The following is a 12,191-nucleotide window of genomic DNA, read 5'->3' as shown; positions in this document are numbered from 1 at the left end:
GCTAGTTTCCAAGTTTCAGCCTGTCGATGACCTGCCGATATTCCTCGGCAATGGAGATTGCCGCTTTTGCGACCACGGGATTGACTGATTTACGATCAATGGCATGCGAGCAGGCTTCGAATACGCCGCGCAATTCGCGCTCGATCGATGAGAGTTCCGGGTATTGTTCTACCAGAACATGAGGAAGAAATTTTGCCTTCTCCTTCATGGACTTGGAGCAAACGAGGACGTTTGGACCAGGGGCGGTAACATCGAGAATGGCTGCTTCCAGCTGTCCAGCGGCGCTGACAATATCGGTAACCAAGGCCGTCATCTTTCCCTCCTGACAAAGGAACCCTTGGAAAATGCCATGCATTCCTCGTGCCAAACTGGCGAGCCATGAGTTCGATGACCGCCAAAGCTGACTGGCGGTCGATAAGTTCCCTTTGGCAGCGATTGATGATGAAGTATTGATGAAACGCGATGTTTTCGCGGTTCTATCGCGAACTAGGTAGGTTCTGTCGCAATTGGTGACAGGCTATGTCGGGAGAATGGCATGAAAGCGCTTCGCAAGATGATGTGCCTTGGAATGGCCGTTGCACTCGCGGGTATCTCAATGGCGTGTTCGACAAGCTCAGAGGCGCCTCGAACAACGGGGTCGGCCGGATACGGCGCCCATAATGCCGACTTTGCACTGCGGCCGGCGTGCAGCGGTGGATTTGGCAACGATCGCCCCTGCAGTTACTAAGTGTCAGATGCAATTGCTGCGAGCCGTCGAAAGCAGCGGGGACAAGGAGACCTGCCATAGCCCTGGTCATCGGCGTGCATGATCTTGGCTTCGGCAGGAGTGATTCATGATCTAAGGAGTGGCCAAGCGCCCCTGCTCATCTTCCTTATGAGCGGTGGTCTTTTTCGTTCCGACCAGAAAGCGCGGCAACAGCCTACAATCAGGCCAACCCATCCGCGCCGTGCCGAACGAGGGTGCTCTTTGTTCGCTGGCGGCTTTCATCATCATTTGTTAACCATTTGTTAACCATTGTGGCCGAGCTTGCCTGTTGAGGCATTGTTAACGATTCTCGCGTCGCGACGACACTAGAAGACAGTCTGGTTCGGGCCGATTGCATTGATCGCGAAGGACCTAAATGGCAGACACCCCAGGCAAGCGACCACCTTACGTTACCAAATACGGCAGGGAAATGCATCAGCAGGTCGCGCGCATCCTCAACTACTGGGAGCACATCGAGCACTATAGTCCACCTGTTCTGGAAAACGATGGCGCTAAAAGCGCCTCTTATTCAGTCGCACACATCGCCGATAAAAAAGATCCCTGGCCGCAAGCGGAAAACGGCAGAGCAATTCGCCATTTTATACGCTTCGGCGTGGCGGCTATGCGGGAATGTGATAATCTCCTGATCCGTCGCTGGACCGGTCATAACAACGCCCCTTACGATGGGACGTGCGAGGAGCCACAATTTACTTTTGCGGGCACATTCGCTGTATCCGACAAAAAAACCGCGGACCGCGGCTCGCTGGTCATCAACCGCTTTCTCTACGATCTTGCCATAGCGACCGAGCGGATTACGATGAGTTTTACCGAGTACTCAGAGGCGCTGGCGACGGAATACAACGCGCGAATGAAGGCACAGTCCAATCCGGTCGCTATTGCAGAAGCCTTGGCCGACCTGGCTTTTTCCACGCTTTCACTGCCCATCGAGCTTCGAACCAAGGTGAAGTGCGTCGTTGTCACGTCTTCCAAGCCGACCATAGCAGGCAAGGCAAGTCGCAAGCCGAAGGACGCAAGACCGTTCAACAATGTTTACCCGAGCCTGTTGCGTGAGTTGCGAAGTGACGTCGAAAGTGGCGTGGTGATCGGGGCAGCCTGGGATCTACTGACGAAGTCGTCGGCAGAATCCGACTTCGATGCCACGAGTGATGCAGCCGTCACCAACAGTCTCGAAACAGGCCGCTATCCTGCCACCAGGTGGCCGTCAGACTTCTCCTTGTCTCCCCAACAGCAAGTCGCTGTGAACGAGGTTTTCGCCAGCTTGTCGAAGGAGGGGGTCTTTTCGATCAACGGGCCGCCTGGAACTGGGAAAACGACCCTCCTGCTGGACGTTGTTGCTGGAATTCTTGGCCGTCGTGCAGACGTCTTGCTGGGCTATGACGATCCCCAGTCAGCTTTTACGCCCGTACATGATGAAGAAGGTGGTACGCATTTCAGGATCGACCGGGCGCTGCACGATTTTCTCGTGGCTGTCGCCAGCTCCAATAACGGCGCTGTTGCCAATCTTACACTCGAGCTTCCCAAGCGATCCAAGTTGGGAAAAACATACTCCGATACGGTGAGTTTCCTCCCCAAGCTTGCTGAGCGACTGATGGCCCAGCATCAGCTTGCCTCCGACACCTGGGGGGCGATATCGGTTCCGTTGGGAAATCGACAAAATCGAGACCGCTGCCTGACGGCACTGGCACAGGCGATCGACGATGACACGCTGTTTGAGGGCGGGGACCTAAATTGGGATGATGCCAAAGCGGCTTATCGAGCGGCGAAGGCGAAATTGGATGAAATAAGGGCAAGGCACCTAAGCCTGTCCGAACTTGTGAGCGCGGCAAAAAGCTTCGAGGCTGTTTACCAAAGCTTCAATCAGAAATGGGCGTCACCGGTGCGCTCGACAACAGGCACAACCGCGATCGCATTGGAATTGAGCCTTTCGCCAACGCATCCTGTCCTCGTGCAAGCACGAGAACAAATCGCAAAGCTTAGAGAAGAGCTTGGTGACGTTGTTCTTGCCGACGAGTTCATGGAAGCAAACTTGCAGGCCCAGGCTCAAATGCTTCCCGGTACATCAACAGCGCTCGAACGTGCGCGTTGCGAGATGTTCATCGCAACGATGCGGTTGCACCAGTCGTTTGTGGCTCATGCCTGGTCATCGATTAGACCCAACCTCGCGGCATGGATCGATCTCATGTCGGCAAAAGGGCGATCCTGGTCGCAGTCAGCGGCTCGCGATCTATGGAGCACATTCAGCCTCCTCGTTCCCGTCGTATCTTCGACCTTCTGCTCTTTTTCAAATGCATTTGGCAGCATGGGACGTGGCTCGATTCCATGGCTGATTGTCGACGAGGCTGGACAGGCTTCCAGCCAGCACGCGATTGACGCATTGTCACGCGTAAAGAGGGCGATCGTGGTCGGTGATCCATTTCAGCTTGAACCGATCTCCACGATCAGCCACGCGGTCGAGACTGCGCTCGCAAATAGATTTGGCATCGCGCCGCAGTTCCGAACGAAAAACACGTCACTGCAAACACTCGCGGATCGGATCAACCCGTTTGGTGCAAAACGAAAAGGCAAGTGGGTTGGCGCTCCCTTGCGTGTCCATCGTCGTTGCGTCGAACCGATGTTTTCGATCTCGAACGGCCTTGCCTATGATCAAACGATGATCCTCGCAGACGAGATTCTCCACGCTGATGCCTTGGATAATGTTCGCCGGCCGACTTTCGGACCCAGTGCATGGATCAATGTCATCGGCGCGGCCGAGACAGCAAACGATTTCTACATTCCAGAAGAGGGTGCGTTAGCAGCGCACATGATGTCGCAATGCTTTGGACCTATGAGCCAGTCACAACCGGTGATCGAACGACCCGACGTTCTGATCATCTCTCCTTTCAGAAAAGTCGCCGACGGCCTCAAGCAACACTTGCGCGATAATGCTCCTGCTGTGTTTGGAAAGACCGCCGCAGGGCTTGCGGAGGAATGGATCGAGAGATCCATCGGAACGGTGCACAGCTTTCAAGGGAAGGAAGCTGACACAGTTCTTTTGATCCTGGGGGCGACGCGCCCCGATAGCATTGACTGGGTGCTTGCCAAACCGAACATCATGAACGTTGCCGTCACCCGCGCCCGCAGGCGCCTCTACATTATCGGCAACCGGGCCAATTGGTATCGCGAACCCATTCGCGACGCGTGGATGCTCGGAACCGGGGCCGACTGGTTAATGGAGGAAGGCGAGGCGAGGCGGATGTTCGACTCCAGCCGGAGCCGAAAACCAATGCTTCACCTCGTCAAATGACCAGCATTGGCAAACGCTAAACCGCCTGCCGGGGCGTGCCGAAGCACATCTCGGATCCCGCAAACGAACACTTCGCTTAAACGCAGCGATAGGATTTTGATGAAGCGCCGGCTTATGCCGGCGAGGCAACTGGAATGCTCGCATCGTCACGCAACGCTGAACTGCGCTACGAGTTCACTCCGGTCGGGCCGAACCGGCTCCGGCAAGAAGATTCGGCCGTCTGCATGGTTTCGGTCTCAGAGCTCGCAACAGTTTGTAAGGCTTCCTTGCTATGGCTTCCGACCTTGAGGGCGTGTCAGGTCCAACGCTGCACGCACGGCCTGTCATGGGCACCACCACATAACCGAGACTGACGCCGATCACGTTGCTCCAATGGCTGCACCCAGCACATTGCCGAGACCAAAGGCCCCAAGGTGATCGACGGAGCCAGCGCGGGCTTCGCATGGAACACGAGACTACTGGAAGGCGAGAACGCCAAGCGACGCGACGAGCGCGGGCACCATGACGATGACACCGAGCTTCAGGAAGTCCCAAGCGCCCATATGAAGGCCTTCGCGCCTCAACGCCGTCAGCCATAGGATCGTTGCGAGGGATCCTGTCACCGACAGGTTGGGCCCGAGATCGACACCGATCAAAATGGCGCCGGCGACTTTGTCGGATACGTCTGCCGCCTGAACAGCCCCTCCTGCCACGAGACCCGCTGGCAGATTGTTGACAAGGTTGGAGACGACAGCAACGATCGCGCCTGCGAGGGCAGCAGTCTGTCCCTGGGCGCGGGAAGCGCCGCCTGAAATCAACTCTGCCAACGTCTCGATCAAACCCGTCCGGTTCAAAGCCTCTATGACGACGAACAATCCGGCGACAAGTGGAAGCACGCTCCAGGACACTCCCTTCAATATCCGAACAGGACTTTGGCGCGTTACGAGCAGAATGGCCGCGGTGGTCGCACATCCAGCCACGAATGTCGGGAGACCAAGATCGAAATCGAGCGCGGATGCGACAAGCAAAATGAACGCGGTTGCGACGAGGCCAAAGCCCGCAAGCTTTGCGCTCGGCGATAAGCGGATGTCCCGAACGTCAGGGGAGACGTAATCGGAAGCAACTGAAGATCGCTGGGTCCAGTACAGCAGGAGGAAAGTCGTCGCTATGGAAGCTGCGGACGGCAGTGTGAATGTGGCAAACCAACGCCATAGCGGCGGCATTGTCCCGCCTCCAAATATCACGAGGTTGGCAGGATTGGAGATCGGCAGCAAGAAGCTTGCAGCATTTGCGATGAACGCGCAGATCAGCAGGTAGGGCATCGGATTCTTGACCCGTGCAGCTCGGCAGGCCGCACACACCGCGGGCGTTAGGACGACAGCCGTGGCGTCATTCGACAGGAATGCTGTCACCATGATGCCCACACCATAAATCAGCACAAACAAACGCTTCGCAGAGCCCTTGGCTTGCAAGGTTGCCCAGGACGCCAACCAATCGAACAGGCCTTCCTGCCGGGCAAGTTCCGACAACAGCATCATGCCAATCAGAAAAAAGTAGACATCAGCTCCTTTGGACGCTCCTGTCCATGCGTCATGGACGCCAATCAATCTGATGCCAACGAGCAGGAGCGCTCCTAGAACGGCCCAGATCGCCTCGGGCCATGCGAAGGGCCGGGTGATGACACCAAGTGCCGTCAGCCCGGCTATCCCCCAAGTCATTGTCAGTGCGTTCATGTTCATTCGCCCATAGTGTGGGTTGCTAAGGTGCCGCAACCGGGTTGCGATAGCTCAATAGTGTGGCGCATGAGCAGGACGACCGCGGCGACGGGGCGAACCGCTACACTGCCACCGACCGGTCGGCAACGCGGTGTTCTCCGAGACACCTCGGCCAGCCGGAGACGCTATTGTTCAGGAGGCACCGCCAGGCCCACATTGCGGCTTGGTGCCGGAAAGAATAGATTTCACCGCAATAGCCGAAACAGCGACCGACTGCAACCATCCCGATGTGCAGGTTGTGAAAACCAAATGCTCACCGGCTGGATTGAGCAAGATCTTAAGCGAGGTGCCGCCGCCGCGCTCGGTCTAGGCCTCCCATCCCGACGCAGCCTTCGAATTGTCCGATCTCGTTCGGGTCATGAACTGCTACTATTCGAACTTGATCGAAGGTCACAATGCTCGGCCCCAGGACATCGAACGAGCTTTGGCGGGAGCCGAGATCGAAGAAGCCACATGCCCACTTGCGCTGGAAGCTGCAGCTCACGTCTCTGTCCAGAGAGAGATCGACAAGCTCACAACACGAAAAGGCACTGCCGCCGCCTACTTCGGTCGAATTCATTTCATGGGTTCATCGCCGGTTCTCTGAATCGTTAGACCCGATGGCAGCAAGACGGAGATTATCCCTGGCGCATTTCGGTCGGACAAGAAAGATGACGTTGAAGTCGGACGACGCCTGCCGCCAGCGTCAGACCGAGTCGGCGCATTCATGGATGTTTCTCGAAGCGCTATGAACAGGCTCAGGGCGGAGCCACGAACCGCATCATCGCTATCGCTGCTGCGCATCACCGACTGAACTACATTCATCCGTTTCCTGACGGAAATGGCCGTGTCATCAGGCTGATGTCTCATGCAATGGCCCAGAACGCAGCCATCGGCGGTAACGGCTTCGTCGCCCCACTTGTTTCCAAGGTCGGAGTTTCTGTGATCGTGCCGCGCCGGTCCAGCTCGAAGCGGATTTTGACACTGACGCCATGGGCGGCCGAAACATTCGGCCGCGATAATTTCGCAATGATGGCGTGTCCAGACAGCTCTTCGGGGCCGTGTTGGCTGGCCCATCGGCAAGCACCGGATGCGCAAGTAGCGTTGCAATGAATAGGATACCGATCGACCGGTTGCACCATGAAGCGTCCCTCGACTTCGGCATCCCCAATGCGCTTGCGGCAGTCGATTAGGCAAGTGCGGTCCTCCTTGAGGCAGATCAGAAATTTGTTCCAATTATTTCCGAGATCGCTAATGTGCCGGCATGGCAACGGTGCGGCTTAAACAGGGCGCAACGGGGACCGAGCATCCTGTACGGGACGAAATCTCGAATGCCAGAGGGAGAGAAGCTTAGCTCTTCGGAGGCAACGCCTGAGCTTCTCTCCCGATCCTGAAACCCGCTCGAAGTAATTTTCGATTTTCACCGCGTCAGGTGCCTCACCATCAAACGGGCGCTCTCGGACGGGTAGCACTCGTGCTGGGCCTGGCTGCCGAGTCGACGACCTTTGGAACCTTCTGCGACAATTCCTCGAGCGTCGCCATGACGCGGTTCACCTGCGACAACGCAGCAGTCATTTCAGGACCGTATCTTGTAATCAGGTACTCCCGCTTCAAGGTCAGGGTCTCCAGGTGCTCGGCCGTACGCTTGCGCAAGTTCAACCCGGCATCCAATGCCATTCTCGATCGTTCGCCAATATTGTGCTGAAGGCCGCGAACGGACGAAGGGTCGAGAATTCCTTTGGCGAGCAGAAACACATTCAGGTAAAGCTCGATCGAGTGCAGAGCGAGAAACCGACGCGGAATGTGAGACTGTGGCTGGCCCCGTGGTGATCGTTCTCCAAGCAAGATAGCGGCCATTCGGTACTGCGATGCCAGACCAAGAATCTCGTGAATGCTTGCTTTATCGCCTGGGTACGCTGCATCCAAGGCGGAACCTCCCTTTACCCTCAGTGTCGGTGGCGTAGCGTCGCAGACCAGACGGTTGTAGCAAATTTATCCGAAGGGAGTAGGCTTGCCAGATGGCGTCAAGCCCGCCGCTTCTTCTTCGGCTTCTCACGCTCTTGGGGAGGCTCAAACAGTTCCGGAATCCCGTTAACGTCGATGCACGCATCTTCGGCTGCTGCCATGATGAAGGCAGCTCGCGCGGCCTCGGCATTGGTCTGGGTTGCCTGGTTCTCAAGCGAAAATCGGGTCGACGCGCAAGCATTGTACAATCAGTTGAGAGATGATCGAGCCAACCGGGACGGGATGATGCATTTCCGCTGAGGGACCCAGAATATGTGCAATGGTAAAATAAAGTGCGGAAGAGAATCGCAGCCTAAGGGGAAACCAGGCAACAGCGATGGATCTCCGCCAAGTCGATGAAGTCGTCTTGGCTCGTGTCAATACAAGCCCGGATGACCTCCGACTGATCTTCCTCGGCTTCGGTTTCACGACTGAGACTCTCAAGCTTCTTTCAACAGTGGAAAGCTCGCGAACCCCGACATCAAACACATGATGCTATCGACTGGGGTCGACACAAAGCCGCAGGTACCTGCATCGAAGCAGAAGATGGCTGCCCTTTTTGCCAATCCGAACGGACCCAATGGCAGCATGGGTCATCGGTGCTAGAGAGGCTGGAATGGGCTGCGCCACCCTGGTGAACAGCTTCTGTATGGCGCTCCAGCGGTGACGGAGGATCTCGACTTCCTCCAGCGACGACCCGCATTGACGCTATCCCGTTCCGCCGGCGGAGGTGATCGGAGTAGGGCGCGCACAGCGAAAGCGCACATTTTGTAGAAAGCGAAATTCCTTATGAAGAATCTACACACGACCTATGGCCGTAGCGAACTACCCCCCCCCGGGTTTACCACCATGTACCCACCCACCCACCGAAACCGCGACATCAAGAGGAAAAACACATAAATAACTATTTAGATACACAAAATTATCTTTTGTTTTCCACGCCTTAATGGGAATCTGCCGGACTCTTGTCGGTTGTCCAGCCTTGACAGCGTGTGGTTTTCGCAGTCTGTTCCCGCCTGAGGAGATCGCCCGTAACGCAAGACGCCGGGCGTAAGGAATTCCCAGGAGGTCACTGCTGTTATGTTGAGATTTGCCGTCGTAGGAATCGATCATGGACACACGTTCGATCACGTGAAGGGCCTGCTTGCAGCGGGTGCGGAGTTCGTCGGATATTGCCCGCAGACCTCAGTGCCTGCGCTAGTGGAAACCTTCAAGAAAACCTATCCAGACGCCCCGCAGATCGATCGCGACACGATCTTCACCGATCCGTCGATCGACGTCATCTGCATCGCTGCGATCCCACGCGACCGTGCAGGATTGGCTGTGCGCGCGATGAAGGCGGGCAAGGATGTGATGACCGACAAGCCCGGCGTGACGACATTTGCGCAACTCGAAGAGGTCAAACGCACGGTTGCCGAGACCGGCCGCATTTTTTCGATCTGCTTTTCCGAGCGCCATTGCGTTCGTTCCGCCGTCAGGGCTGGCAAGCTCGTCAAGGAAGGTGCGATCGGTACGGTGATCCAGACGCTTGGCATGGGCCCGCACAGGCTGCAACTGCCAACACGCCCGAATTGGTTCTTCGATCCGGAGCAATTTGGCGGCATCATCGTCGATATCGCCTCGCATCAGGTCGATCAGTTCCTCTTTTATACGGGGTCGACCAGTGGTGAAGTCGTGGCAAGTTCAGTCGGCAATTTCGGCATGCCCGACAAGCCGGCATTCCAGGACTTCGGCGAGGTTCTGCTGCGCTCTGAAAAGGCTTCAGGCTATGTACGGGTCGACTGGTTTACGCCGGAAGCCCTGCCGACCTGGGGCGATGGCCGCCTGACCATCCTTGGCACAAAGGGCTACATCGAACTGCGCAAATACATCGATATCGCTGGGCGCCCTGGTAAGGACCACCTCTTCCTCGTCAATGGCAAGGAAATGACGCATATCGATTGCAGCAGCGAAAAGCTCGACTATTTCGATGCCTTCGCCGCCGACGTTTGCGAGCGTACCGAGACAGCGATGTCCCAGGCTCATGTCTACGAGGTCTGCCGCCTTTCGCTGGAAGCACAATCAAGGGCCGCGCACCTGGGTCTCCGCTAAGGAAGCTATCATGTCCAAGAAGTTTCGCGTCGGCGTCATCGGAGCAGGCATCGCCTCACGCCATTTGACAGGCTTTGCCTGGAACAAGGATTTGTTTGACGTCGTGGTCCTTTGCTCGCTCGACGAGGACCGTGGCCGGGCTCTTTGCGAGGAATTCGACATACCCGAATATTCCCAGGACGCCGAGACAATGATCGCTCGCACCGATCTCGATATCATCGATATTTGCACACCGCCGAGTTCGCATTTCGAGCTGTGCCGTCAGGCAATCGAAACCGGAAAGCACGTCATTTGCGAGAAGCCGCTGTTCGGCTCGATAGCTGAAGTCGACGAGATGGCCCGCATTGTTGCGCGCGCCGAGGGTCCGCAATTGATGCCGATCTTTCAGTATCGCTACGGCTCCGGACTTCAGAAACTCAAAATGCTGATCGATCTCGGGCTTACCGGCGCTCCATTCCTGACCACAATCGAGACCCACTGGTGGCGGGGGCCGGACTATTATGCCGTGCCATGGCGCGGAAAATGGGTGACGGAACTGGGTGGCGGCCTGCTAGGACACGCGATACACGCGCATGATATGCTGAATTACGTGCATGGCGCATGTGCCGAGATCTTTTCCTACGGGGCAACGCTGGTAAATCCGATCCAGGTCGAGGATACGGCAGCTCTCTCGGTAAAAATGAAGAACGGTTCGCTTGCGACGCTGTCGATGACCCTCGGTTCCCGCAGGGAAATCTCTCGCCTGCGCTTCTGCTTCTCCGATCTCGTCGCAGAAAGCATTCTCGAGCCCTACACAATGGGTCGAGACCCCTGGAGCTTCATTGCCGGGACGGAGGAGCACCAGAAGCGTGTGGATGAGGCGCTTGCCCGTTATGTCGCCAAGGAAGACGGGTACACCAGACAGTTCGAGCTCTTCCATCATGCGCTGACCACCGGCAGCGAGCCGCCGGTGGCGTTGGAAGATGCACGCAATTCCCTGGAGCTCGTCACGGCGGCCTACTATTCGCAGCGCACGGGCAAGCCGACGACACTGCCCATCCTTTCTGACCATCCGCTCTATCGTTCCTGGTTGCCGGAAGAAGAGCGACGTCTGGCCGCCGGAGCCTGAACCATGATCAAGAGCTTCGAGTGCATGCATGGTGACCGGGGAGCTGGAGCGGTCGCCTGCCATTTACCGCGACTTCTTGGGCCTGCGCCTTCATTTGCGCAAAACCATGGCCAATGGCACGGAAGTGGCGTTCCTCGATACTGGTACTGGTGTGCTTGAGATCTTCGCGCCGCCAGGCGGTGCTGGGTCTGCCTTTGATCTGCCACACGCCACATCGGGTGTGCTGCATACTACGGATGAGATCGACAAGCCTTTTTCTTCTATGGTAAATTGCTAATGTGCGGACGACCTCGAGGTGAAGCGTGGTGCATCGGCTGAAAGCGCCGCCGGGCCACCTCATTCGAGCCTTGCCGGATTGAGGCGTCCGCGCGCCTTTTGATTTGGCCGGCGCGGACGCCAAGTCTCGACGAAGCGTTCGTAGCTCTTCTGTGCTTGCTCGGCGAGACGCTTCTCCTGGTTACGCAGTTTCTTGATGTTGTAGGCATAGGCGGGACCAGGCGTATTGCCTTTCTTCTGCGGTTTTCCCGCTGCAATTCCATCGCTCGCGTTTTGTGGGCGACGAGACTGGGCGGACCCAGAGATAATCAGGTCTCCTTGGTCAACATGTGCCAGACCAGAACCGTTAGTTTGCGAGCGGGCATGCTACGGCCAATTTTGCTGATGCGTCCGTGATGCGCAGCGCCAAGTCCGGACTGGCGAACTCGCGGATTGAGGCCGAAGCAGCTGACCAGCTTCTGCGGGCTCTTGAGCGCCTGATATCGCCGATGGCCGCCATCAACCCACTCGCAACGGCAAGGTTGACGCCGGTGATCGTGAGCAGCCGCCTGACCACGGAATCATCCATCGTGCTTTCGGCGATTTGCCGATCGAGAACCGCAAGATCTTCACCGAGCCGGTCGAGTTCGCGTACATGCCGCTCGATGGCAATCTGCTCATCCTCAGGTACAGGCTGGCGTTTAAGCCAGTCCCGCCCTCGACCGTTGAACAGATCGGCATGCGGGCACTTCGGAATCAGGTGGGCGTGCAGGATGGAATGGACCTCGTTCTTGATCCGCGTCCGATGCCGCACAACCTGGTAGCGGCGCGCCGTCAACCGCCGCATGCGCTCGGTGGCGGCGTCCGGCCTATCGGAAAAGTTGATCGCCGGTCAAACGGGCCTTGGCGTTTTCCAGACAGGTCGCCGCCGCTGCAGGGCTTCGATACTCG

General features: G+C 57.1%; 10 protein-coding genes and 1 pseudogene. 7 read left to right on the top strand and 4 right to left on the bottom strand.

From position 1 onward, the window contains the following. Position 1: 1 nt before the first annotated feature. Positions 2–313: a hypothetical protein gene (locus tag ATY80_RS01200; RefSeq protein ID WP_088690672.1), complete on the bottom strand. Its 312-nt coding sequence runs from the start codon at positions 311–313 to the stop codon at positions 2–4. Between the two features lie 222 nt (positions 314–535). On the opposite strand from ATY80_RS01200, the gene ATY80_RS29325 reads away from it, so the two are divergent. Together ATY80_RS29325 and ATY80_RS01190 are read left to right on the top strand one after the other, a co-directional pair. After that, positions 536–727, top strand: a complete 192-nt coding sequence (locus ATY80_RS29325) for a hypothetical protein (RefSeq protein ID WP_088690671.1) — start codon at positions 536–538, stop codon at positions 725–727. Positions 728–1,121: 394 nt separating this feature from the next. Continuing rightward, a complete protein-coding gene (locus tag ATY80_RS01190; RefSeq protein ID WP_088690670.1) occupies positions 1,122–4,049 on the top strand; it encodes an ATP-binding protein in 2,928 nt (975 codons plus the stop codon). 455 nt (positions 4,050–4,504) lie between these two features. On the opposite strand, the gene ATY80_RS01185 is transcribed toward ATY80_RS01190, so the two are convergent. After that, positions 4,505–5,761, bottom strand: a complete 1,257-nt coding sequence (locus tag ATY80_RS01185; RefSeq protein WP_088690669.1) for an arsenic transporter — start codon at positions 5,759–5,761, stop codon at positions 4,505–4,507. Between the two features lie 379 nt (positions 5,762–6,140). Here ATY80_RS01185 and ATY80_RS29320 point away from each other — a divergent pair, with 379 nt between their 5' ends. Next, complete coding sequence (locus ATY80_RS29320) at positions 6,141–6,389, top strand: hypothetical protein (RefSeq protein WP_245306728.1); 249 nt, start codon at positions 6,141–6,143, stop codon at positions 6,387–6,389. Positions 6,390–6,505: 116 nt separating this feature from the next. Further along, positions 6,506–6,895, top strand: a complete 390-nt coding sequence (locus ATY80_RS30100; protein WP_348626625.1) for a Fic family protein — start codon at positions 6,506–6,508, stop codon at positions 6,893–6,895. Positions 6,896–7,225: 330 nt separating this feature from the next. Here the strand turns inward: ATY80_RS30100 and ATY80_RS01175 are convergent, their stop codons facing one another. Continuing rightward, positions 7,226–7,639 (bottom strand): hypothetical protein, encoded by a 414-nt coding sequence (locus tag ATY80_RS01175; protein ID WP_245306727.1) that lies wholly within the window; start codon positions 7,637–7,639, stop codon positions 7,226–7,228. A 1,227-nt stretch (positions 7,640–8,866) separates the two neighbouring features. Between ATY80_RS01175 and ATY80_RS01170 the strand changes: the two genes are divergently transcribed. From ATY80_RS01170 to ATY80_RS01160, 3 genes are read left to right on the top strand one after another with little or no spacing between them, the layout of a single operon-like run. Next, a complete protein-coding gene (locus ATY80_RS01170; protein WP_088690667.1) occupies positions 8,867–9,877 on the top strand; it encodes a Gfo/Idh/MocA family oxidoreductase in 1,011 nt (336 codons plus the stop codon). 10 nt (positions 9,878–9,887) lie between these two features. Continuing rightward, positions 9,888–10,985, top strand: coding sequence for a Gfo/Idh/MocA family oxidoreductase (locus ATY80_RS01165; RefSeq protein WP_088690666.1), 1,098 nt, complete (start codon positions 9,888–9,890; stop codon positions 10,983–10,985). 28 nt (positions 10,986–11,013) lie between these two features. Beyond that, entirely contained in the window at positions 11,014–11,262 is a 249-nt protein-coding gene (locus tag ATY80_RS01160; protein ID WP_189637060.1) for a VOC family protein, read from the top strand. Positions 11,263–11,321: 59 nt separating this feature from the next. Here ATY80_RS01160 and ATY80_RS30095 read toward each other — a convergent pair. Continuing rightward, positions 11,322–12,108, bottom strand: a pseudogene (locus ATY80_RS30095) (transposase); the annotation flags it as partial. Positions 12,109–12,191 lie beyond the last annotated feature (83 nt).

This window comes from Rhizobium sp. R711, from assembly GCF_002211365.1.
Classification (GTDB): domain Bacteria; phylum Pseudomonadota; class Alphaproteobacteria; order Rhizobiales; family Rhizobiaceae; genus Rhizobium.
Note: the sequence above shows the minus strand (reverse complement) of the source record. Positions and strands in the feature narration are given on the sequence as shown.